This window comes from Vibrio navarrensis (assembly GCF_000764325.1).
Lineage (GTDB): Bacteria > Pseudomonadota > Gammaproteobacteria > Enterobacterales > Vibrionaceae > Vibrio > Vibrio navarrensis.
Genome location: NZ_JMCG01000002.1, coordinates 678,792 through 704,205 on the forward strand (window position 1 = coordinate 678,792; position 25,414 = coordinate 704,205).

Sequence of the window (25,414 nt, forward strand, 5' to 3'; positions counted from 1 at the left end):
AATATTTTCCGCAAACTCGTGAAAGGAGTCATAAAGCTCAGCAAAATATTTCTAACTGCCTCTCAGAGAGGTACAATGCCCGCCACTTGGCCCCGAGCAATCAGAAGAGGATAAACCCATGACCAAATCATCCGAGCTGTATCAGAAAGCCCAACAGACCATCCCCGGCGGCGTGAATTCCCCGGTGCGCGCTTTTAATGGCGTTGGCGGTTCACCAATTTTTGTTGAAAGAGCCGATGGTGCGCTGATCTTTGATGCGGACGGTAAAGCTTATATCGACTACGTGGGTTCATGGGGGCCTATGATTCTCGGCCACAACCACGCGGTGATTCGTGAAGCAGTGATTGATGCAGCGCAGCGCGGTTTGAGCTTTGGTGCGCCGACCGAGATGGAAATCAAAATGGCCGAACTGGTTTCACAGCTCGTGCCATCGATGGAACAGTTGCGTATGGTGAGCTCAGGTACTGAAGCGACCATGAGCGCGATTCGTTTGGCACGTGGATTTACTGGCCGCGACAAGATTATCAAATTTGAAGGCTGCTACCACGGCCACGCAGACAGCTTGCTGGTCAAAGCCGGCTCGGGCGCATTAACCCTTGGTCAACCAAGCTCGCCTGGGGTCCCGGCTGATTTTGCCAAACATACGCTGACCGCTCGCTTCAACGATTTGCATTCAGTGCGTGAACTGTTTGCGGCCAACCCGGGCGAAATCGCCTGTATCATCGTCGAACCTGTCGCTGGGAACATGAACTGCATTCCACCGGTGGAAGGTTTCCACCAAGGGCTGCGTGAAATCTGCGACCAAGAGGGCGCGCTGTTAATTTTTGATGAAGTGATGACCGGGTTCCGTGTGGCATTGGGCGGCGCGCAAGCGTATTACGACATCAAACCAGATCTCACTACGCTGGGTAAAATCATTGGTGGTGGTATGCCGGTTGGTGCGTTTGGTGGACGTAAAGATGTGATGCAATTTATCGCACCAACAGGTCCGGTTTACCAAGCTGGCACGCTATCTGGCAACCCGGTTGCGATGGCTGCGGGTTACGCTTGCCTGAATCTACTAAAAGAAGAAGGCAACGAAAAACGTTTAGCGGCGAAAACCAAACAATTGGCTGACGGTTTCAAATCGTTAGCCGACAAACACGGCATCCCGCTAGTGGTCAACCAAGTCGGCGGCATGTTCGGTTTCTTCTTTACCGAACAAGAGCAGATCACGTGCTATGAAGATGTGGCCAAATGCGATGTTGAAAGATTCAAACGCTTCTTCCATCTGATGATTGAGCACGGTGTCTATTTGGCGCCTTCTGCTTTTGAAGCGAGCTTTACTTCTTTAGCGCACGGTTCAAAAGAGATCGATGCGACGCTCGAAGCGGCGGATCGCTGTTTTGCCATCTTGGCGCAAGAACAGCAATAATATCTTTCGTCAAGCGAGTTCAATGGGCCAGCGCAACCTGGCCCATTTTTATTGCCAGTTGAAAAGCACCAGTAGTGCCAGCACCACTACGACGAGGGAAAACCAAGGAATGGATCTTTTCCGTTGCTGTTTTTCACAGCCTTTATCTTTATTGCAACAGCCCATCATCCACTCTCCGCATTGATAACGTCATGATTTGGCGTCATTATAACCACAATATCAATCTATCGTGGATGGCAGCTGTGTCAGAAAAAGTCAAAATTACTTCCAGTCATCGGGTTTTGATCGTCGCGCTACTGGCCGCTGGCATTGCCTGTTATTTGCTGGTCGAGCCCTACATCAACTCGATCATTATGGCGTTTATCATTTCTCTGCTGATGTTTCCTGTTCACCAATGGTTCGAGCATAAGATGCCACAGAAGAAAAATCTGGCCTCATTGCTCTCTTGCATTGTGCTGACCTTCATTATCGTGGTGCCGCTGCTGTTTGTATTCGCTGCCATCGTACAGCAAGGATCTCTGTTTTCTCAGAACACTTACAAATGGGTTACGCACGGCGGCATTCAAACCGTGTTCGCTCATCCTTGGGTGACTAAAGGGCTGGAGCTGCTCAATGAATATTTGCCTTTTGACAATATTGACGCCAAATCGATTGCCGAAAAAGTGGGGCAACTGGCCAGTGCACTCGGCTCCAATTTAGTCGCTATTAGCGCCAAAATTTTGGGGGACGCCACCAACTTTTTGCTGGATTTCTTCCTCATGCTGTTTGTGCTGTTCTTCTTGTTACGCGACCACGATAAGATCATCGCCGCCATCCGCCACATTTTACCTCTGTCGCGCAGTCAGGAAGACAAACTGCTGGACGAAATTGAGAAAGTCTCGAAGTCAGCCGTGATGGGCTCTTTTCTCACCGCGATAGCACAAGGGGTTGCTGGCGGTATCGGCATGTGGCTCGCGGGCTTCCCTACCCTTTTCTGGGGCACCATGATGGGCTTTGCCTCTTTCATTCCGGTGGTAGGTACGGCGCTGATTTGGATTCCGGCGACACTCTATCTGCTGCTGACCGGAGAAACGGGCTGGGCCATCTTCTTGGCGATTTGGAGCATTGCGGTAGTCGGTTCGATTGATAATCTGCTGCGGCCGTTTTTGATGCAAGGCAGCGCGGAAATGAACACCCTGATGATTTTCTTTTCTCTCTTGGGCGGTATTCAACTGTTTGGCCTCATCGGCCTTATTTATGGACCGCTCATTTTTGCCATCACTATGGTGCTGTTCAATATTTACGAGGAAGAGTTTAAGAGCTTTCTCGACCAACAAGACAACAGCTAACCTCAGACACACTTCAAGTCATGGGCAGAGTGTGCGAAAATCTGCCCAATTTTTATCGATAGCGTACCCACATGTCTGCATACACCGCCCCAAGCCAAATCGCCCAGCGTCAACTCGATTATTTCAAAGGTAAACACGTTCTGGTCGCCGGAGAGATCGAAGACACTTTCCCCATCGAACTGAGGCAGCATTGCCAATCCGTGACTGTGTTTACCTCCAATTACGCTTACTTTCGTCAAATTCAGCAATCCGAACAGGTGAAGAGTTACTTTGGCGCCGAGTTTGACCAAGCGACGCAAGCGGACCTGTTGCTGCTCTACTGGCCAAAGGCCAAAGCAGAAGCGAACTACCTACTGTCAATGCTGATGGCCAAGTTAGGCCAAGGTTGCGAGATAGTCGTGGTGGGTGAAAACCGCTCCGGGATAAAAAGTATAGAGAAAATGTTTAGCGACTACGGGCCAATCAACAAGTACGACTCCGCTCGTCGCTGTTCATTTTATTGGGGACAATGCGAACAGACTCCTGCTCCCTTTACTCAACAAGATTGGTTTGCCAGCTATCAACTGACGCTCAACGGCCACACAATCACGGTAAAAAGCCTACCAGGCGTATTTAGCCACGGCGAGTTTGATCTAGGCAGTAAACTGCTACTCGAAACCTTGCCGTCATTAAGCGGTAAAGTGCTGGATTTTGGCTGTGGCGCGGGAGTCCTTGGTGCATTCATGGCAAAAGCCAACCCTGAGATTAGCCTCGAAATGTGCGATATCAATGCTTATGCCTTGGCATCAAGCCAAGCCACCTTGCAAGCCAATGGCTTGGAAGGTCGTGTGTTTGCTTCCGATATCTACTCTGATACCGCCAGTGATTACCGTTTCATCATCTCTAACCCACCATTTCACAGCGGTCTCGAAACAAATTATAACGCAGCCGAAACTTTGTTGGGTAAGGCACCACAATACCTTAATGCCAATGGTGAACTGCTCATCGTTGCCAACAGCTTCCTGCGCTACCCTCCGATTATAGAGCAATCATTCGGTAATTGTGCGACGCTAAATAAGACCAGCAAGTTCGCTATTTATCACGCACACAAATAAGCAAATTGGTCACAATATCTGCAACCCCAGCATGAGGTTGTGACCGATTCATCTCGTCAGGGCGATTTTTTGCGTTTCCATCCACGCTTTGTAGACAACTTACTTGTCAAAGTAAAAAAACTCGTTAATTTCGTTAAATTCAAAATGGGCTATTTTGTTGTATCAAGTACAGTCAATTAACCATTTATCCGTTTCGCACTCATGACTCTCCAAGCTTGAGTCATCGTCTTTCAAGAGCCTTAACGAAATTGTATGTTTAAGTTTTACCGGAAACAGAAATTCAAACGTCTGCAAAGTACCCTGATGACGGCCTTTTTGGTGTTGAGTCTGACACCATTAACCATCATTGCGATTTTCTTTTTGCAATCTCATAGCAAAGATCTGCAAGAGCAAAGCACTTCCCACCTCCTCTCGGTGCGCGATACCAAGCAACAACAGGTGATGGATTATTTTCAGGCACAAGAAACCGAAGTGATGGGTTTTGTCCGTTCAGAGTTAGCTTATGCCAGTGGTGGGCGTTTTTATGGCCTAGTCAACGCCTTTAAAAGCCTAGGTCTGGATATCGAGCAAGCGCGCGAAAACGCCCAGCAACGCTATATTCCGGGCTCGGGCGATCAGATCAAAACGTCAATCTTGCCTGAATCCAGCAGCTATGTCGGTAGTGAACGTTACCGACTGCTGCACAAGCGCTATCACTGGGCCTACTTAGAACTACTCAAACGCTCCGATTTTGACGACATCCTGCTCATCGATTTGGACGGCAACGTCACCTACTCCATCTATAAATACGATAATTTTGGTACCAACCTGAAAACGGGGCCCTACAAAGACACTTTACTTGGAAGGAGCTTTCGCCAGCTTGCCAAAGACGTTACGGAAAAGCGCAAAGACAACGAAGATTACACCCCTGTGCTGATTTCCGATTTTGCCGAGGAAGATGGCAAACAGGTCGCTTGGTTAGGCGCACCCATCATTCAACAAGGCTACTTGCACAGTTATGCAATGTTCCGTTTACCGAACAATGGCTTAACTAAACTGGTTGCCGATGTAAACAAAGATGCAGTGATCCATACCTTGCTCGTCGGTAGTGACCACTTACCTCGCACCATGAGTACCAAGCAGGACGACATTAGTCAAAGTGCAGAAGTGATCAACAAAGCATTGGCAGGCCTGACCTCGGTTGGAACCTACATAAACGGTTTAGGCGAAGCGACCATTGCCGCATTTACACCGATTACCCTCAAAGGACAAACTTGGGCGCTCGTAGTTCAATTGCCTGAAAGCGAAGCCTTTGCTCGCATCCAACAATTGGAGAAACTGTTTGTCATCGCCATGCTGATTGCCATCATTCTGGTGTTTATCTGCTCACATTATCTGTCCAATTTCATTACCTCTCCGCTGCTTAAACTAACGTGGGCAGCAGAACGAGTCTCTGCTGGCGATCTTGACGAGAATATGATCAATACAGATCGCCGGGATGAAATCGGCCGCTTGGCAGTTAGCTTTGAACGTATGCAGCGCTCCATTCGCGACAAAATTCAGTTAATCAAAACGCAAAACCGGGAGTTAGAAAAAAGTCTGCAATTGATCCAAAAGCAAAACGATGAGCTGCAATTAGCCGATAAACTCAAAGATGAGTTCCTCGCGACCACCTCACACGAGTTGCGCACGCCATTGCATGGCATGATTGGCATTGCCGAAACCTTAGTCTCCGGAGCCAATGGTCCGATTCCTGGCAACCAAAAATATCAGCTCGATATCATCATCAAAAGCGGCCAAAGGCTTGCAAACCTAGTCGACGACCTACTTGATTATCACAAAATGCGCTATGGCAGCTTGGACATTCATAAGTCGGCGGTCAGTTTGGCCAGTGCCACCCGTTTAGTGCTTGAGCTTTCCAGTCATCTGCTCGGCAATAAAACACTGCGAATCATCAATCAAGTTCCAAACGATCTCGCCCCCGTGTCCGCTGATCCACAACGCTTGGAGCAAGTGTTGTACAACTTGATCGGCAACGCGATTAAATACACCAGCGAAGGCAAAATCGTCATCTCCGCCAACATAGTAGACGGCAAAGCAAGAATTCAAGTCGTGGACACTGGGCAGGGCATTCCAGCAGAACAACTGGAGCATATTTTTGAACCGTTAATTCAAGCGGGTCAGGATGCAGGTCGTTATCGGCAAGGGGCGGGTCTTGGCCTCTCGATTAGCCGTCAGTTAATTGAACTGATGGGCGGCTCTCTGTATGTCAGCAGCCAGCCAATGGTGGGTACAACCTTTAGTTTTACTTTACCTTTGGCCAGTGATGAGGAGATCAATGCCACAGCGAAGATGGCGCAATACCATCACTTCCAAGCGCCTGACAGCAATGAATTGCTCTCTCTCGACCAATCATCACTTCCAGAAAATCCGCAGGGTGCATTGTTGGTGGTGGCTGACGATGAGCCTGTGAATCTACGTGTACTGGAAAGTTTCCTGCGCATTGAAGGTTATCGTGTCAAAACCGCTTCTGATGGCCCGGAAACACTCGCATTGATCAAGCAAGAGAAACCGGCGTTGTTGCTACTCGATATCATGATGCCGGGCATGAGTGGTTATCAGGTTTGCCACCAACTACGTCAAGAGTTCGATCTGGCGGAACTGCCCATCATCATGCTGACCGCACTCAATCAAAGCGAAGATCGCGTGCGCGGCTTTGAAGCGGGTGCCAACGACTACTTATCAAAACCGTTTAATAAGCAAGAGCTTGCTGCTCGCATCAAGGCGCATCTGATGGCGAGCAAAGCTGAAGAGCGACGCTTGGAAAACAGCCGCTTAGAAGCCGAGTTAAAACAGAGAGCGATGGTCGAGGCGAGTTTACTCGAGACGCAAGGACGACTACTGGAGCAACTGGAATCGGCCCCTGAAGCCATCATCTGTATTCGGGAAGACAAGCGCATTCGTTTTGCCAACGAAGCCGCTTGTAAGCTGTTTAAACGTAATTTAGAACAGCTCAAACGATCAAATGCAGAAGAGTTAATCGCACCTAAGTACCTAACCGTCAAACAGCCACACTATTGCGGCCACATTGATATTTACGTCGAAGACGTAAGACAGCACATTGAAACCGACATTCTCAAATTGCCGGCAGAGTCAGGCTTAGATGCCATGTTTATCTTTAACGTCGGTGGCGGCGCAACCGCGTCGCGCATTCACAACTTAGAAACCGCCGTTGAGGTGCTCTCAAGCTATGCCTTTGATGGCGATAAAGAGAAACTGCAGAGCCTGAAAGAGCTCGGTGGCGAGTTTACGCGATTAGCTGACAAAGCCTTGGGGAGCAACCAAAACAAGCAAGAGATAATGCGAGAGGTTTTGGTCGATGTGATGACCCATGCCTTAGACTACTGGGAGTCGGTCACAGGTGAGAACAAGTTTGCCTTTGCCGAGAAAAGCGGCTTGTGGCGCGTCTATCTCGACCGAAGTACGCTGCAAACCCGCACTCTCGACAAATACATGCGCATTGAGACACTGCCAAGAACGCCTCGCTGGCGCACAGTACTTAGTTCTATTGAGTTTATTCTCGCGCATTGTAAAGAGCAAAGCCCAGAGCGTAGCTATATCGAAATGCAGCGCGATAAGCTGCAACGTCTACTCACCAGCTAATGATAAAGACTAAACCAAAAAGCCCAAAATGCGTTTTGGGCTTTTTTTATATCGCTTGATATTGAGCACAATCACCACGCTATCGGCCATTTTCTCTATCGGCCAAACGAGTTAATTTGACTCGAAAACTCACATCAAAACGCTTAATTTACGTAAAGAATTAATGGCGTTGTCATCGCTGAGTAGCCTAGATTATCAACGTAAGAATACCTTTCCCACTGACTCATTATGGACTTTTAAAGCAGTTTGCGAGTTCAATCACAACAGAACGGCAGATTAAATTTTGTCTGGTTAATTAACTCATTTTTCAGATGTGAGCAAGATCTACAATATTAACAATAAACTTAAGAGGCAATAAATACGAAGCCAATGCGGTTAGTAGATACTAACAAATGGTAATCAAATGCCTTAGGGATGCGACGCACATCAATGTGCAAAATTTCAGCAAAAACAACTCAACCTGGATAAAAATGACGTTTATGACGGAGTTGCTGGCCATTTTAACGTTTTTAACGGGAAACGAGTTTGATTATTTACTTGGTAAGGTGTTTTCTTACTCCTGCCTAAGGCCTACAGGCCACTTTGATCAAACCGTCAGAGGTAGGTCTTGGAGAGTGTTTATCAATTGATGACATTCCAAACAATGTGAAATGAAAGCGAATAGTAAGGAACAGCTATGCTTGCCAATATAAAAAAAACGGCTCTAGCGACTGCAGTTATCGCCGCAGCAGCGACCAGCATTTCCGCACCAGCGGCAGCTCGTAGTGAGCTAACTATCGTACCTGATTTCTACCCTACCATGGTACGTAACTTTAACCCGTATCTAGCGACTAACCTTCGCACGACAACGGATTTCATCTATGAACCACTTGTTATCTTTAATGAAATGCATGGCAATACCCCTGTGATGCGTCTCGCTGAAGATTTCCGCATGTCTGACGACCTGATGAGCGTGACTTTTGACATCCGTAAAGGTGTAAAATGGTCTGATGGTCAGAAGTTTACTGCAGATGACGTCGTGTTCTCTTACGGCCTACTGAAAGCAAAACCTGAGCTTGACCAACGCGGCATCAACAAATGGGTAACCAGTGTTGAGAAACTGAACGAATACCAAGTTCGTTTCCGCCTAAGCGAAGCAAACTCTAACGTCCCTTACGAAATTTCATTGGTTCCTATCGTTGCTGAGCACGTGTGGAAAGACGTAAAAGATCCAACCACGTTCACCAACGAAAATCCTGTTGGTACTGGTCCATTTACTGAAATCGACACTTTTACTCCACAACTTTACATTCAGTGTCGTAACCCAAATTACTGGGATAAAGCAAACTTGGACGTAGACTGTCTACGCGTACCTCAAATCGCCAACAATGACCAACTGCTAGGTAAGATTGTTAACTCTGAGCTAGATTGGACTTCTTCGTTCATTCCAGACATTGACCGTACTTACGCAGCAGCGAGCCCTAACCACCAGTACTGGTATCCACCATCAGGTACTCAAGCGTTTGTGGTGAACTTCAAAAACCCAGATCCAGCGAAGAAAGAAGCGCTGACCAATGTTGACTTCCGTCGTGCATTCTCTATGGCACTTGACCGTCAAACTATCATTGACATCGCGTTCTACGGCGGCGGTACAGTGAACGACTTCGCATCTGGCCTTGGCTACGCTTTCGAAGCTTGGTCTGATGAAAAAGTGCACAACAAGTACAAAGGCTACAACACCTACAACGTGGAAGGTGCGAAGAAGTTACTGGCTAAAGCAGGCTTCAAAGATGTCAATGGCGACGGCTTCGTCGACACCCCATCAGGCAAATCTTTCGAACTGCTGATCCAATCGCCAAATGGCTGGACTGACTTCAACAACACTGTGCAACTTGCGGTTGAACAGCTCGCTGAAGTAGGCATCAAAGCGAAAGCACGTACCCCTGAGTTTGCGGTATACAACCAAGCAATGCTAGAAGGCACTTACGACGTTGCATACACCAACTACTTCCACGGTGCGGATCCACACTTGTATTGGAACAGTGCATATAACTCAGCACTGCAGAAAGGTGAAGGCATGCCTCGCTTCGCGATGCACTTCTACAAAAATGACAAACTGGACAACCTACTCGACAGCTTCTACAAAACGGCTGACAAGAAAGAGCAAATCGCTATCGCTCATGGTATCCAGCAAATCATCGCTGCAGATCAGGTCACCATACCTGTAATGTCTGGTGCTTACATGTACCAATACAACACCAAGCGCTTTACTGGCTGGTGGAACGAAGAAAATCCTAAGGGCCGTCCAAACATTTGGGCTGGCATCCCTGAGCGTCTACTGCACGTACTGGATCTAAAACCAGTTAACTAAGTAGAAGTTCATCTCCCGCGGCGCACATCCCGTGCGCCGCTATAAATCCCTTTCAAAGCGAGTTTGTTTATGGCGCCAGTCGTCAGGGGATTTTTCGCTCTGAATTCGGTCATGAGCGACCTGAAACCAGAAACAGGGAAAACGCTGGGTGAGTAAGGTGTAAGTTATGGGTTATTTTTTAAGACGTTTGTCATTTTATTTAGTCGCTCTCTTAGTTGCGGCGACATTAAACTTTATTATTCCGAGGGCGATGCCGGGCGATCCGGTCACCATGATGTTTGCACACGCAACAACGCAAGTAACACCAGAGCGTATTGCGGCTATGCAGAAGTTGCTTGGCTTCGTCGACGGTCCTTTGTATGTCCAGTATTTGACCTACCTCAAGAGTATTGTGAGTTGGGAACTGGGTACGTCAATCAAGTTCTATCCACTCAGCGTCAACGAACTGTTAGGCAGCGCTTTTGGCTGGTCACTGTTCTTAGCGGGCAGTGCAGTTATTCTCTCTTTCTCGATTGGTTCTATCTTAGGGATCTTCGCTGCTTGGCGTCGTGGTAGTAAATACGATGCGTTCATTACGCCGGGGATGCTGATTATCCAAGCGGTTCCGCAAGTCGTTATTGCCATGCTCGCTCTGTTTACGTTTGCTATCGGCCTAGGCTGGTTCCCAACCGGTTATGCCTACACGCCGGGCACGATTCCAGATTGGACAAGCTGGGCTTATTACAAAGACGTGGCTTATCACGCCATCCTGCCTCTACTGTGTGCCTCTATCGTGCAAATTGGTGGCTTCTTGGTGAACATGCGTAACAACATGATCAACCTGCTAGCAGAAGACTACATCACCATGGCCAAAGGCAAAGGCTTGAGCGAAAACCGCGTGGTGTTCAACTATGCAGCGCGTAACGCGCTACTGCCCAGTGTCACGGCGCTTTCCATGTCACTCGGTATGGCGATCGGTGGTCAGCTTATCGTTGAAATCATCTTCAACTACCCGGGATTAGGTAAGGTTCTGCTTGATGCAATCAACGCGCGTGACTACCAAGTTCTACAAGGTCAACTACTTATCATGACGCTGTTTATGCTGTCGTTTAACCTGATTGCCGACATGCTGTATGTCGTGCTCGATCCTCGCCTACGCAAGGGAGGTAAATAATCATGAACAATCTATTTAAGCTTATTCTAGGTAACTCAGTTGCACGTATTGGTCTGGTGATTGTTAGCCTGTTTATTTTCATGGCAGTGGGCGCACCACTTATCACTAAACATGCGCCAGATAAGAGAACAGGTAACCCACACGAATACCCAAGTTTTGTCGTGACCTCCGCGAAAGCCAATCCTGATGGTTGGATTGCCAAAAACCTCGCCGATGATCGCCGTACGCTGCAACTGTCTAAAAAGGCTGATCATGCGCTAGGCACGTCGCGTATGGGCCGTGATATCTGGTCTCAACTGGCTTACGGTGCTCGCGTGTCACTCGCTGTTGGCTTTGGCGCAGGTATTACCGTCTGTTTCTTGGCGACTGTTATCGGCATTTCGGCGGGTTACTTTGGTGGTCGTATCGACGATATTCTCACCGCGGCGATGAACATCATGTTGGTGATACCGCAATATCCGCTGCTGTTTGTTTTAGCCGCCTTTATTGGCGAAGCAGGGCCGGTAACCATCGCGATTATTATCGGTTGTACCTCCTGGGCGTGGGGCGCGCGGGTCGTTCGCTCACAAACACTTGCGCTGCGTGAAAAAGAGTTTGTCAAAGCCGCTGAAGTGCTGGGTGAGTCCTCATGGCGCATCATCTTCGTTGAGATTCTGCCCAACCTGATTCCTATTGTCGGCGCAAGCTTTATCGGTTCAGTTATGTACGCCATTACCATGGAATCCATCATATCCTTCCTTGGCCTTGGCGATCCCAACACCATCAGTTGGGGCATCATGCTGTACAACGTACAAACCTCTTCTTCGATGCTCATCGGCGCTTGGTGGGAACTACTGGCTCCATGTATCGCACTGACCTTGTTGGTCACTGGTTTGGCGCTGCTTAACTTCGCAGTCGATGAAATTGCCAACCCACAACTTCGCTCTCATAAAGGTATGAAACGCTGGAAAAAACTGGCAGAGCAAGACAAGAAAGAACGTGCTCCAGCGATTGAACCACAAAATGTACTTTGCAGCGGAGATAAATAACTATGACAACGCCACTTATTTCAATCCGCAATCTATGCGTTGACTACATCACCGATGCGGGCGATGTCCGTGCCTGTAACAATGTCAGCTTCGACATTGCCCCCGGTGAAGTGTTTGGTCTTGCTGGAGAATCTGGCTGTGGTAAATCAACCGTCGCTTTCTCTTTGATGCGCCTGCACAAGCCGCCCGCGTTTATTACTGGCGGAGAAGTGATTTTCAACGGTGAAGATATTCTCCAATACAGTGACGATCGCATGCAGGCGTTTCGCTGGAGCCAAATGTCCATGGTATTCCAAAGCGCGATGAACGCGCTTAACCCTGTATTGACCATGGAAGATCAGTTCTGCGATGTGATCATGCGCCACACCAATATGACACGTGAGCAAGCTAAACGCCGCGCCGAAGGGCTGCTAGAGATCGTTGACATTCACGCCAGCCGTCTCAGCGATTATCCGCACCAGTTCTCTGGCGGTATGCGCCAGCGCCTAGTGATTGCCATTGCTCTCGCGCTCAATCCGAAAATGATCATCATGGATGAACCAACCACCGCCCTCGATGTGGTGGTACAGCGCGAAATCTTGCAAAAGATCTATGCGCTGAAAGAAGAGTTTGGTTTTTCAATCCTCTTCATCACCCATGACTTGTCGTTGATGGTCGAGTTTTCCGATCGCATCGGCATCATGTACTCCGGTGAGCTGATTGAGGTTGCGCCAGCGAAACAAATTCTGGAATCCCCTTTCCACCCTTATACCAAAGGGTTGGGTAGTTCATTCCCACCGCTGACAGGACCAAAAACCAAACTGACCGGCATACCTGGTAACCCGTTGAACCTGCTGGATGTTCCACAAGGTTGCCGTTTCCAAGCCCGTTGCAGTCGTGTTCACGACACTTGTACCAAGGTCGCCACCAGCTTACGACAAATCGAGCCAGGCCGTTTTTCCAACTGCCACCTGTATGGCGAGCCGATTGCTCAGCACAAGCTGTAAAGACCACGAGACAAGCTGTTAAGGATACTGGAGACAATTATGAGCAAAGAATATGGTGAGCTGCTGATTGAAGGCAAAAACGTCGTCAAAGACTTCCCGCTCAATAGCAACTCAATCAAACAATCTAAGATGCGTGCCCTCAATGACGTGTCATTCAAAATGTACAAAGCTCGCGGGTTATCGGTCGTGGGTGAGTCCGGCTCTGGTAAATCAACCACCGCCAAAATGATCGCCAAAATGTACGCGCCAAGCAACGGAGTGATTGAATATAAAGGCCGAGACATTCAAGAGATCACCTCACGAAAAGATCTGATGGCTTACCGCGAAGGCATTCAGATGGTGTGGCAAGATCCGTTTGGCTCACTTAACCCAACACACAATATCTTCCACCACATCGCCAGGCCACTGCTGATCCATAAAAAGATCGCCCCGGGCAACCCAAAAGAGCTGGAAGAGCGTGTTTACGATCTGCTGGAACAGGTCGGCCTTATTCCACCAAAAGAGACCGCAGCGAAGTTCCCCCATCAGCTTTCTGGTGGCCAACGTCAGCGCGTCAACTTAGCACGCAATATTGCCGTCGGCGCGGAAGTGGTATTGGCGGACGAACCGACTTCCATGCTGGATGTCTCCATCCGTGCTGGCGTGCTCAACTTGATGGAAGAGATGAAGTTTGAGAAACAGATGTCACTGCTCTACATCACGCACGACATCGCAACCGCACGCTACATTGCCGAAGATCTGGCCGTAATGTACGTCGGTCACATGGTGGAATGGGGAGATACGGAAGAGATCATTCATGACCCTCAACACCCTTACACGCAACTGTTGGTGTCTGCGGTGCCCGATCCAAGCAAATCGATTCACGACAAGTTAAAAGGCAATAAAGGGGAAATTCCACTCTGGACGCCCGCTTCCGTTGGTTGCCCTTTTGCGGGGCGCTGTGAACACGCGACCAGTCGATGCCGCGAGCAGTTACCTGAAGTAACGCAGCTATCGGAAAACCACTTTGTTCGTTGTTATTTATTTGAAAATTAAGCCCAATAGAGTCAGGACTCGTCCTGGCTCTGGCAATAACTAGAAATCCTTTGTCGGAGATTTGCAATGCTGCTACTCACTAACCATATAGGCTACGAACGAAACGGCCCCAAGAAAGCCGTGCTTCAGACACGTCAAGCACGTCTGTCGTCTGACACCGCCTTGCTGGTCTGTGCCAATGAGCATCAAACGATCACTACCCTTCCAATACAAAAAGCCGGTCGCGTCGCCAACTGGCATCAAGGGTATTTTTACACCATTGATTTTAGTGACTTTAACCACGTTGGTGAGTTCTATCTTCGCTTTGACAACCTATGTTCAGCCACCTTTACCATCGGCGACACTTTACTGTTCAAGCGAACCTTTTCCGACGTATTGCACTACTTTAAATCGCAACGCTGTGGCGGAATGTTTGACCAACAAGATAAAGCCGTTCCTTTGCTGCACAGCGAGCAAACTGTGGATGTGCACGGCGGCTGGTACGACGCCTCAGGCGATGTGAGTAAATATCTCAGCCACCTCTCTTACGCCAACTATCTCAACCCACAGCAAACCCCCATGGTGGTGTGGAACATGCTCAAAGGTTTAGCGTTGATGAGCGAAAGCTCTGATTTCCCGGCATTTAGTCAAGTGCGGCTAAAAGAGGAAGCGCTGCATGGCGCTGATTTTTTGGTCAGAATGCAAAATCCTAAAGGGTTCTTTTACACCACGGTCTTCGACAAGTGGAGTAAAGACGTCAAACAACGGGAAATTTGTACTTACGCCACTCAACAGGGGCACAAGTCTGACGACTACCAAGCGGGATTTCGCCAAGGTGGCGGCATCGCAATAGCGGCGCTAGCAGCAGCCGCAAGATTGGATGTGCACGGCGAGTATGATCAGCAGAAATACCTCAACGCAGCCGAAAATGGCTACTGGCATCTGAAAGAGAACAATCGCCATTATCTCAATGATGGAACAGAGAACATCATCGATGAATACTGCGCTCTGCTGGCATGTGTCGAGCTATATCGTTCAACGCAAGAGCTTCGATATCTAGAAGAAAGTCGCGCTTGGGCAGCCCGCCTTTCGGCGCGTCAACACAGCGATGAGCAGTTCGCCCATTTCTGGTCAGCCAATCAAGATGGTTCTCGTCCTTATTTCCACGCGGCCGAAGCGGGCCTGCCCGTGATTGCCCTATGTGAATATTTATCTATCGAGAGCGATGAGCCATATAGCGAACCGCTGCGTCAAGTAGTGCACAACGCGTGCGAGTTTGAAGTGACTATCACTAACAGAGTGACCAATCCTTTTGGTTACCCGCGCCAGTACGTTAAAGGAGTCAATCAGGTCAAACGTGACGCCTTTTTTGTCGCCCAACAAAACGAATCTGGCTATTGGTGGCAGGGTGAAAATGCCCGTCTAGGTTCGCTTGCGGTGCTGGGCTTTTTAGCACAAAAGCACCTCCGCGATGAAGCGCTCAAACAAACACTTTTACTCTTGGCTCAAGATGCCTTGAACTGGATTTTAGGGCTAAATCCGTACGATATGTGCATGCTTGATGGCCACGGCCATAACAATCCGGATTACCTTCCGCATCTAGGTTTTTTCAACGCCAAAGGCGGGGTGTGCAATGGGATAACCGCTGGATTTGAAGACGAAGAAGATATCGCCTTCAACCCAGACGGGCAAAAAGACGACATGTTGCAGAACTGGCGTTGGGGGGAACAGTGGATCCCTCATGGCGCTTGGTATTTGCTTGCCATGATGTGTCAAGCACATCACCACACTCAGTTCGAGCAGGAGTGAGCCGATGAAAGCATTTTACGTGGGGATTGATGGCGGAGGCACCTCGTGCCGCGCACGGATCCGCGATGCGCAAGGTACGCTAATTGGCGAGGGCAAAAGTGGCAGCGCCAATATCATGCTCGGCGCGGAACTCGCCATGACATCCATCATCTCGACCATTCGCCAAGCCGCGATGCAAGGTGGCCTAACCGAGCAGGATTTCGCCAGTATGCATTTGGGCTTAGCACTGGCGGGGGCAGAGCATAAAGCCTCTTGGCACGCTTTTATGCAGCAGCCGCATCCTTTTGCCAGCGTCACTTTGAATACGGACGCGTACGGCGCTTGTCTTGGTGCGCACAACGGTGAAAACGGCGCAATTATGATCGCAGGCACAGGATCGTGCGGCATCTATCTGCAAGAGGGTGTGCAGCATGTGGTGGGAGGACGCGAGTTTCCTATCTCCGATCAAGGTGGTGGTGCTGTTATGGGCTTGAGACTTATCCAACAAGTGCTACTGGCCGAAGATGGCATTCGCGAGAAAACCCCACTTTGCCTGCACGTGATGACGCATTTTAACCAAGATGTCGACGCTATTGTTGAATGGTCCAAAAAGGCACTGCCGCGAGACTATGGCTGCTTTTCTCCCGCGATTTTCCAACACGCGGAACAGGCCGACTCGCTGGCGATTGAGCTGTTAAAACAGACGGCGCAGGACATTGAGATGTTTCTCATCGCTTTACATAAACGCGGCGCAACACGTATCTGCTTAATGGGCAGTATCGCAGAACGTATTTTGCAATGGTTATCACCACCCGTTCAGCAATGGATCGTCGAGCCACAACACGACGCTATAGAAGGGGCCTTGATGTTTGCCGGTCAAGACAAACACAACCTCTATGCTATGACCCAACAATAGGAATTGTTCATGGAATATCGTATTGACCTGGTTGTCCTTTCGGAGCAGAAACAGAATTGTCGTTTTGGACTCACTTTGCATAATCTCAGTGACCAAGATCTGCCCGCGTGGTCGCTCACTTTTGCTTTCAATCGCTTCATTCAGCCTGGTAGCGTCTCACATGGCACTCTGACGCAAATTGGTAGCTATTGCCAGCTAAAGCCGGAAACGCAAGTTTTGGCAGCAAATCACCACTTTTACTGTGAATTTAGCGTGCAAACTAATCCGTTTCGCTACTATTCCGATGGTTTAAATCAAGCCTTTATTGAGTTTCAACAAGGCGATGCACGAGTTCGCCGCCCGGTGGATGTCCCTCCTATCGTACTTGCTTCTCCTTATCGCGAACGCGAGTCCTTGCCACATACTTTAGCCAGTGAGCACGCCCTGCTACCTAAACCCAATGCAATGACACTCGATGAAGGGCATTTTACCCTCACATCGGAGATCGGCGTGGCTTGGCAATGCGATACAGCACAAAGCGCAGCCCAATGGTTTATTGACGAGCTGCAACGTATTCACCACATCACTCTTCACGCCGATGAGCATGGCAAGCTGGTCTATAAAAAGAATCCTACCTTGGATGAAGGGGTTTACCACCTCACTATCAGTGAGTCGCACATCTCGATCGAATCAGGATCGCAGGCAGGCTTTGTCCACGCCAGCGCCACCTTATTGCAATGGATTGGTTGCCCTGAAGAGAGTCAGCCGATTGAACTGGTGTGCTGCACGATTGCCGATAAACCACGCTTTGATTATCGCGGCATGATGCTCGATTGCTCACGCCATTTTCACAGTGTCGAGCAAGTCAAACGTCTGATTAACTTGTTGGCGCACTACAAATTCAACACCTTCCATTGGCATCTGACCGACGATGAAGGCTGGAGAATTGAGATCAAAACCTTCCCTGAGCTAACCGAAATAGGCGCTTGGCGCGGTGTCGATGAAGCCATTGAGCCGCAATACACCCACATTTCGCAGCGCTACGGTGGCTTTTATAGTCAAGAAGAGATCAAAGAGGTCGTCGCGTTTGCACAGCAACGAGGCATCAATGTCATTCCTGAAATTGATGTGCCAGGGCACTGCCGCGCGGCAATCAAATCACTGCCACACCTACTGGTTGAAGAACAAGACACCACCGTCTATCGCAGTATTCAGAACTACTCTGATAACGTGTTAAACCCTGCATTAGAAGGCACTTACCAATTTCTTGATCGCGTCTTAGAAGAAGTCGCGGCACTGTTTCCTTCTCCTTATGTCCATATCGGCGCCGATGAAGTGCCACATGGCGTTTGGTCAAACAGCCCGAGCTGCCAAGCGTTGATGGCGGAATATAGCTACCAAGATTACAAAGAGCTTCAGGGCCACTTGCTACGCCACGCGGAACAAAAGCTGCGCTCACTTGGCAAACGTATGCTTGGCTGGGAAGAAGCACAACACGGCGACAAAGTCAGCAAAGACACCGTCATCTACTCTTGGCTGAGTGAAGATGCGGCGGTGAACTGCGCTCGCCAAGGGTTTGATGTGGTACTGCAGCCTGCACAAACCACCTATCTCGATATGACACAAGATTACGCACCGGAAGAGCCGGGGGTAGATTGGGCCAATCCACTGCCACTTAAAAAAGCCTATACCTACGAGCCGCTTGCCAATATACCGGCTGACGACCCAATTCATAAACGAATTTGGGGAATCCAAACGGCTCTTTGGTGCGAAATCATTAATAACCCACAACGCATGGACTACATGATCTTCCCGCGCTTAACCGCGCTGGCCGAAGCGTGTTGGACGGAAAAACAGCAGCGCGACTGGCCTGACTATTTAGCGAGACTCAAAGGCCACTTACCACTGCTCGACAAACAAGGCGTGCAATATCGTCAGCCTTGGAAATAGACAATCCACCGGGGGCAAAAGCGCCCGGCTGTTTTTACTCGCTTTAGTTTTTGACTGCCTATGCGCAGTTTGTTGAAAAGGAAATGACAATGAAATACGGCTATTTCGATAACGACAATCGTGAATACGTCATCACCCGTCCAGATGTACCAGCGCCTTGGACGAACTATCTGGGCACAGAAAAGTTCTGTACCGTCATCTCACACAACGCGGGCGGCTACTCTTTCTATCACTCGCCAGAGTACAATCGCGTGACCAAATTCCGCCCTAACTTTACCCAAGATCGCCCGGGACATTACGTCTATCTGCGTGATGATGCCACTGGCGACTACTGGTCTATTTCCTGGCAACCCGTGGCAAAAAGCCTTGAACAAGCGGGCTACGAAGTTCGTCATGGCCTCTCCTACTCAAAATTTAAGTGTGAGTACAACGGCATCGTGGCGAAAAAAACGCTCTTCGTACCAAAAGGCGAAGATGCCGAAGTTTGGGATGTTGAGATCGAAAACACCTCAAACGAAGTGCGCACAATCAGTGCTTTCAACTACGTCGAGTTCTCTTTCAGCCACATTAAATCAGATAACCAAAACCACCAGATGTCGCTCTACTCTGCGGGTACCGAATTCAAAGATGGCGTGATTGAGTACGACCTATACTACAACACCGACGACTTCCTTGGTTTCTATTACCTGACAGCCACGTTTGATGCCGACAGCTACGATGGCCAGCGCGATACGTTCCTCGGCATGTACCGCGACGAAGCCAACCCAATTGCGGTGGCGCAAGGTCAGTGCTCGAACAGCGCGCAAACTTGTTACAACCATTGTGGTGCGCTGCATAAGCAATTCGTGTTGCAACCGGGCGAAAAAGTGCGCTTTGCGGTGATCTTAGGTGTTGGTAAAGGTAACGGCGCGAAATTGCGCGAAAAATACCAAGATCTTAACCAAGTGGATCAAGCGTTTGCCGGCATCAAAGCACACTGGGACGAGCGCTGTGAGAAGTTCCAGGTGAAATCACCAAACGCTGGTTTAGATACCATGATCAACGCATGGACGCTCTACCAAGCAGAAACCTGTGTAGTATGGTCGCGCTTTGCCTCGTTCATTGAAGTCGGTGGCCGTACCGGTTTGGGTTATCGTGATACCGCGCAAGATGCGATCTCAGTTCCGCACACCAACCCAGCGATGACGCGTAAACGTCTGGTTGATCTGTTGCGCGGCCAAGTGAAAGCAGGCTACGGTTTGCACCTATTCGATCCTGATTGGTTTGATCCAGAAAAAGCCGATGTTAAACCATCGAAATCACCGACCGTTGTCCCAACCCCATCTGACGATGACAAGATCCACGGCATCAAAGATACCTGTTCAGACGACCACCTGTGGATCGTGCCAACCATTTTGAACTATGTGAAAGAGACAGGTGATATCGGCTTTATTGACGAAGTGATCCCTTACGCCGACGGCGGCAATGCGACGGTGTATGAACACATGATGGCGGCGCTGGACTTCTCCGCAGAGTACGTCGGTCAAACCGGTATCTGTAAAGGGCTACGTGCCGACTGGAACGACTGTCTAAACCTCGGCGGCGGTGAGTCTTCTATGGTCTCGTTCCTGCACTTCTGGGCACTGGAAGCTTTCTTGGAACTGTCTCGTTTCCGTAACGATGACGCCGCAACCGATAAGTACCAAGCGATGGCAAACGGCGTTCGTCAAGCGTGTGAAACCCATCTCTGGGATGAGAAAGGCGAATGGTACATCCGTGGCCTGACCAAAGATGGCGATAAGATCGGCACCTTCGACCAAGTGGAAGGCAAAGTGCACCTTGAGTCCAACTCACTGGCGGTACTTTCTGGTGCCGTCAGCCACGAACGCGGCATCAAGGCGATGGATGCAGTCTACGAGTACCTGTTCTCCAAATATGGCCTACACCTAAACGCACCATCATTTGCCACACCGAATGATGACATCGGTTTCGTTACTCGCGTTTACCAAGGCGTGAAAGAAAACGGCGCGATCTTCTCGCATCCAAACCCATGGGCATGGGTCGCGGAAGCGAAGCTTGGCCGCGGTGATCGCGCAATGGAGCTTTACGACTCACTCAACCCATACAACCAAAACGACATCATTGAAACCCGTATTGCAGAACCGTACTCCTACGTGCAGTTCATCATGGGGCGTGACCACCAAGACCATGGTCGGGCAAACCACCCATGGTTAACGGGGACTTCAGGTTGGGCGTACTACGCCACCACCAACTTTATTCTCGGCGTACGTACTGGTTTTGATTCACTTGAAATCGACCCATGTATTCCAACCTCGTGGCCAGGTTTTGAAGTGACTCGTCAATGGCGCGGCGCGACTTACCAAATCAAGGTAGAAAACCCGCAAGGTGTGTCAAAAGGAGTGAAATCGATCACTTTAAACGGCCAAGCGATCGAAGGTGCGGTTCCTGCGCAAGCGCAAGGTACGGTAAATGAGGTTGTAGTCGTGTTGGGATAACCCCATCACGTATCGCTAGCAAAAATTTGGGAAGTGGCACATTGCCACTTCCGATTGGAGATCAAATTATGATCAAATTTGGAACGGGTGGCTGGCGCGCTTTTATTGGCGAAGAGTTCACCAAAGACAACGTTCGCTTGGTCGCGCAAGCGGTCGCGAACATCATTCATGACGAAGCAGTGGCGCATCGCGGTTTTGTTATCGGCTACGACCGCCGTTTCTTGTCAGACAAAGCGGGGGCTTGGTTTGCAGAAGTGCTGGCCGCCAACGGCATTGTGGTGAGCTTTATCAATAAATTTGTCCCAACGCCGATTGTGATGTTTAAAGCCAAACAGATGGATTGCGCTTACTCGGCCTGTATTACCGCATCGCACAACCCCGCGGACTACAACGGCATCAAGGTATTTATTGAAGGCGGACGTGATGCGGACGAAGTGATCACGCAGAAGATCGAAGCGCAAATCGCCCATCTGACTTTAGATCAAGTGCAAAGCGTCGATTTCGAACAAGCGGTGCAAGACAAACAGATCAAGATCATCAACCCGATGAACGAGTTTGTCGATTCGATCATCGACTTTATCGACATTGAAGCGATTAAACGTGCCAATCTGCGCGTATTGATTGACCCTATGTTTGGCGTGGCGAAAAACGCGCTGCAAACCGTCCTGATCAATGGCCGCTGCGATGTCGACGTGATCAACGACGGGAAAAACCCGGACTTCGGCGGGTTAATGCCTTCACCGAGTGCCGCGACGCTCTATCGTCTCAAACACTTAGTGGCCGCGGAAGGCTACGACATTGGCATCGGCACTGACGGTGATGCCGACCGCTTGGGCATCATCGATGAGAAAGGCAACTTCATTCACCCCAACGAAGTGTTGATGCTGCTTTACTACTACCTGCTTGAATATAAAGGCTGGAAAGGCTCGGTGGTGCGCAATATCGCCACGACGCATATTCTCGACAAGATCGCCGCTGATCATGGCGAAGTGTGCTTTGAAGTTCCTGTTGGCTTTAAACACATCAGCTCACAAATGGAAGCGGACGACTCTTTGATTGGTGGTGAAAGCTCTGGCGGCTTGACCATTCGCGGTCACATCAAGGGCAAAGATGGCGTGTTCGCTTCTAGCCTGTTGGTGGAAATGCTCTCGGTGACTGGCAAAAAACTCTCTGAGCTACTCGATGAGATCTACAGCAAATACGGCTACGCCTACATGGCCGAAGGCGATTGCAAGTTTAAAGCCGCGCAGAAAGAGGCGTTGTACAACAAAATTTATGTTGAGAAGCAGCTACCTGAATTTGATTTTGCCATCGACAAAGTGAGTTATCACGACGGTGCCAAAGTCTACTTCAAAAATGGCGGCTGGGTGATTGCCCGCTTCTCCGGCACAGAGCCGCTGCTGAGAATTTTTGCAGAGATGCAGGACAAAGACACTGCAGAGCTTGTTCTTCAACAGTTTAAAGAATTTTTAGCTTTAAACTGATCCTGCCAAGAGGATTCACCTGAAGAACGATTGCCCGACACTAAGTCGGGCTTTTTTTTGCTCTTAAAATGCCAAGATACCTTGCGTATCCACTTTGACACTTACACTCTGTCCGACACTCAGCGCCTGCGAGGAACTGGCTAACAGTTGGCTACCATTGCTTTCAATCACATAGCGACAGTGATCGCCCATAAACTGCTGTTCTAAAATGTGAATACTGCTCTTTTCGGCGGCACTGATTTGAATGTGCTGCGGGCGCAGCAACAGTTCGCAACGAGCGTTGAGTTCTATTGGCTGCTGCGCTTGGGCTTCTACCACACCAAGCTGCGTTTCGAACTCGCTCTCAGACAGACGCGTTGCAGGCAGATAACTGCCACCGCCAAGAAAATCCGCCACAAACTTGCTTGATGGTTGATAGTAAAGCTCCGACGCCGTGCCATATTGCTCAATTACGCCGTGGTTCATCACCGCCATTTTGTCGGCAAAGGCAAACGCCTCTTCACGAGAATGGGTAACAAAAATCGCCGTCACCCCCTGCGCTTTGAACAACTTGCGAATTTCACCTATCAACTCATGACGCACTTGAGTGTCGATATTGGAAAACGGTTCATCCAACAGCAGTAAATCAGGCTTGTAAGCCAATGAGCGCGCAATGGCGACTCGCTGCTGCTGACCACCTGAAAGCTGGTGCGGGTAGCGCTGGGCAAAAGCGCTCAGATGCACCAAATCCAACATTTCGGCCACTCGACGCTGTTTCTCTTGTTGGCTGAACCCTTTCAGTCCAAACCCAACGTTGTCGGCCACCGTCAAATGCGGGAAGAGTGCGTAGTCTTGAAAGATCATGCCAATGTTGCGCAGCTCAGGTGGCAGCCAATGCTGGCCATTGTCGATCGTCACACCATTGAGGCACATCTCGCCCGCGCTGAGCGGCAAGAGGCCAGCAATGGCCTTGAGCAAAGTGGTTTTGCCACAGCCACTCGCGCCAAGCAAACAGACAATTTGCCCCGGTTCAACGTGCAAAGAGAGCGATTCTAAAATCGTCTGTTGATCATATTGGCAGGTCAAATTTCGGATAGATAACGCACAGCTCATTAGTGACTCTGCTCCAGTGAACGGTTAACAATGACAAGAGGGATCAAACCGACCAGCACCAACAGTACCGCAGGCATGGCTGCGATCTCCAAGCGCTCGTCGGAGGCGTAGCTATAAACGTAGGTCGCAAGGGTTTCGAAGTTAAAGGGTCGCAAAAGCAAAGCCGCATTGAGCTCCTTCATCGACTCAATAAACACCAGTAAGCCAGCTATGAGCATGCCACGTTTGATCAAAGGGAAATGCACCCGCCACAACATGCGATTGGCATTACAGCCCATGGTTCTGGCAGCCATGTCGAGCGAAGGGGAAACCTTGTTGAGATGACTTTCAATACTGCCAATCGCCACCGCGGCAAAACGCACCACCATAGCAAAAATCATGGCAAACATAGAACCGGAAAAAATCAGCCCCGGCCTTCCCCATGCAAACTGCTTGGCCAAGTCGTTGACCAAATGATCGAGCGACAACACTGGCACCATCACGCCAATAGCCAAAACCGTTCCCGGCACGGCATAACCGAGCGACGACATGCGCATCCACACTAAGCTTGAGCGCTGGCTGTGAAGTCGGTAATTGAAGTTCACTACCAATGCGACCAATACCGCGACAATCGCCGCAGATAAAGAGACTTGCAAGCTGTTAAGTGCAAAACGGCGAAACTCTTCGGTCCAGCTTTGCGCAAAATAGGTCAGCGAGTAGTCGAGCAGTTGCAACAGAGGAAACAGAAACGCTACTGCCACCAGCCCCCAGCACCAACACAGTGCCGCCCATTTTTTCCAGCCATGCAGTTGATAGCGGAAATCTTCGTGGCTATTAAATTGCGATTGAAACAGCTTTTGCCGACGACGACTGTAGCGCTCAGCACTGAGCAGTAAGATGACGATCACCAGCATCAACGCAGAGATTTTCGCTGCTGCATTGAGATTGGAGTAGCCGAGCCAAGTGTCGTAAACCGCCGTAGTTAGGGTATTGACCGCAAAATAGCTCACGGTACCAAAATCACCGATGGTTTCCATTGCAACTAGTGACAAAGCTACGGCGATGGAAGGACGCGCCAACGGCATCGAAATGCGCCAAAAACTCTCCCACGGGCTGCACTTAAGCAGGCGCGCGCTTTGCAGCAAAGAGACATTTTGCTCCATAAAAGCGGCGCGACACAGCAGATAGACATAAGGATAGAGCACCAGTGACAGGACAAAAACCGCCCCCGGAACAGTGCGAATATCAGGAAACCAATATTCCCCAGCGCCCCAGCCCGTGATGTCACGCAGCAAAATCTGTACTGGGCCAGCGTAGTCAAACCAATCGGTAAAAATGTAGCCGATGATGTAACCGGGCATCGCCAATGGCAGCACCAACGCCCACTGCAGCCACTTTTCGCTGGGCAGTTTGCACATCGCCATGAGCCAAGCACTCGGAATGCCAAGCAACAACGAGAGCAGCATCACGCCCAAGGTCAAAGTAATGGTGTTAACAATGTAGGAAGGCATCACGGTTGCCAGCAAGTGAGCAAACAGCTCGTCACTTGGGCCAACCGCCGTGTAGAAGATCGCTAAGATCGGCAAAACCAGCAGTACGGCTAATGCCCCACTGCTGGTCTTCCAGGTGTATTTTTGTTCTTTCATCGCCTAATTACTGCAAGGCTGTATGAAATACAGTTGCGCTCGCAAATACATCTCATATCACTTTAATTTACAAGGA

16 protein-coding genes are annotated in these 25,414 nt (G+C 49.6%); 14 read left to right on the forward strand and 2 right to left on the reverse strand.

Annotated elements, in window-relative coordinates:
• Positions 1 to 118 precede the first annotated feature (118 nt).
• From hemL to EA26_RS17505, 14 genes are all read left to right on the forward strand, one after another.
• On the forward strand, positions 119 to 1,414 hold the full coding sequence (gene hemL, locus EA26_RS17440; protein WP_039430399.1) for a glutamate-1-semialdehyde 2,1-aminomutase: 1,296 nt from the start codon (positions 119 to 121) through the stop codon (positions 1,412 to 1,414).
• A gap of 242 nt (positions 1,415 to 1,656) precedes the next feature.
• Positions 1,657 to 2,742 carry an AI-2E family transporter gene (locus tag EA26_RS17445; protein ID WP_039431644.1) on the forward strand — a complete coding sequence of 362 codons (1,086 nt, stop codon included), beginning with the start codon at positions 1,657 to 1,659 and terminating at the stop codon, positions 2,740 to 2,742.
• 71 nt (positions 2,743 to 2,813) lie between these two features.
• Positions 2,814 to 3,836 carry a 16S rRNA (guanine(1207)-N(2))-methyltransferase RsmC gene (rsmC, locus tag EA26_RS17450; RefSeq protein WP_039430400.1) on the forward strand — a complete coding sequence of 341 codons (1,023 nt, stop codon included), beginning with the start codon at positions 2,814 to 2,816 and terminating at the stop codon, positions 3,834 to 3,836.
• Between the two features lie 252 nt (positions 3,837 to 4,088).
• A complete protein-coding gene (locus EA26_RS17455) occupies positions 4,089 to 7,478 on the forward strand; it encodes a response regulator (RefSeq protein WP_039430401.1) in 3,390 nt (1,129 codons plus the stop codon).
• 676 nt (positions 7,479 to 8,154) lie between these two features.
• On the forward strand, positions 8,155 to 9,828 hold the full coding sequence (locus EA26_RS17460; RefSeq protein WP_039430402.1) for an ABC transporter substrate-binding protein: 1,674 nt from the start codon (positions 8,155 to 8,157) through the stop codon (positions 9,826 to 9,828).
• A 166-nt stretch (positions 9,829 to 9,994) separates the two neighbouring features.
• The gene (locus EA26_RS17465; RefSeq protein ID WP_039430403.1) at positions 9,995 to 10,981 is read left to right on the forward strand and encodes an ABC transporter permease; all 987 of its coding nucleotides are present in this window, start codon (positions 9,995 to 9,997) and stop codon (positions 10,979 to 10,981) included.
• A 2-nt stretch (positions 10,982 to 10,983) separates the two neighbouring features.
• The gene (locus tag EA26_RS17470) at positions 10,984 to 12,009 is read left to right on the forward strand and encodes an ABC transporter permease (protein ID WP_039430404.1); all 1,026 of its coding nucleotides are present in this window, start codon (positions 10,984 to 10,986) and stop codon (positions 12,007 to 12,009) included.
• A 2-nt stretch (positions 12,010 to 12,011) separates the two neighbouring features.
• Positions 12,012 to 12,995, forward strand: coding sequence for an ABC transporter ATP-binding protein (locus EA26_RS17475; RefSeq protein WP_039430405.1), 984 nt, complete (start codon positions 12,012 to 12,014; stop codon positions 12,993 to 12,995).
• Positions 12,996 to 13,034: 39 nt separating this feature from the next.
• On the forward strand, positions 13,035 to 14,030 hold the full coding sequence (locus tag EA26_RS17480) for an ABC transporter ATP-binding protein (protein ID WP_039430406.1): 996 nt from the start codon (positions 13,035 to 13,037) through the stop codon (positions 14,028 to 14,030).
• A 66-nt stretch (positions 14,031 to 14,096) separates the two neighbouring features.
• Positions 14,097 to 15,818 (forward strand): glycoside hydrolase family 9 protein, encoded by a 1,722-nt coding sequence (locus EA26_RS17485; RefSeq protein ID WP_039430407.1) that lies wholly within the window; start codon positions 14,097 to 14,099, stop codon positions 15,816 to 15,818.
• A gap of 4 nt (positions 15,819 to 15,822) precedes the next feature.
• Complete coding sequence (locus EA26_RS17490) at positions 15,823 to 16,713, forward strand: glucosamine kinase nucleotide-binding domain-containing protein (RefSeq protein ID WP_039430408.1); 891 nt, start codon at positions 15,823 to 15,825, stop codon at positions 16,711 to 16,713.
• Between the two features lie 9 nt (positions 16,714 to 16,722).
• Entirely contained in the window at positions 16,723 to 18,642 is a 1,920-nt protein-coding gene (locus EA26_RS17495; protein ID WP_039430409.1) for a beta-N-acetylhexosaminidase, read from the forward strand.
• 89 nt (positions 18,643 to 18,731) lie between these two features.
• Positions 18,732 to 21,137, forward strand: coding sequence for a glycoside hydrolase family 94 protein (locus EA26_RS17500; RefSeq protein ID WP_039430410.1), 2,406 nt, complete (start codon positions 18,732 to 18,734; stop codon positions 21,135 to 21,137).
• A gap of 68 nt (positions 21,138 to 21,205) precedes the next feature.
• The gene (locus EA26_RS17505) at positions 21,206 to 22,621 is read left to right on the forward strand and encodes a phosphoglucomutase/phosphomannomutase family protein (protein WP_039430411.1); all 1,416 of its coding nucleotides are present in this window, start codon (positions 21,206 to 21,208) and stop codon (positions 22,619 to 22,621) included.
• A 63-nt stretch (positions 22,622 to 22,684) separates the two neighbouring features.
• Here EA26_RS17505 and EA26_RS17510 read toward each other — a convergent pair whose 3' ends face one another.
• Positions 22,685 to 23,713: an ABC transporter ATP-binding protein gene (locus tag EA26_RS17510; protein ID WP_039430412.1), complete on the reverse strand. Its 1,029-nt coding sequence runs from the start codon at positions 23,711 to 23,713 to the stop codon at positions 22,685 to 22,687.
• Positions 23,713 to 25,338 carry an ABC transporter permease gene (locus EA26_RS17515; protein WP_039430413.1) on the reverse strand — a complete coding sequence of 542 codons (1,626 nt, stop codon included), beginning with the start codon at positions 25,336 to 25,338 and terminating at the stop codon, positions 23,713 to 23,715. The genes EA26_RS17510 and EA26_RS17515 overlap by 1 nt, the downstream gene beginning before the upstream one ends.
• Positions 25,339 to 25,414 lie beyond the last annotated feature (76 nt).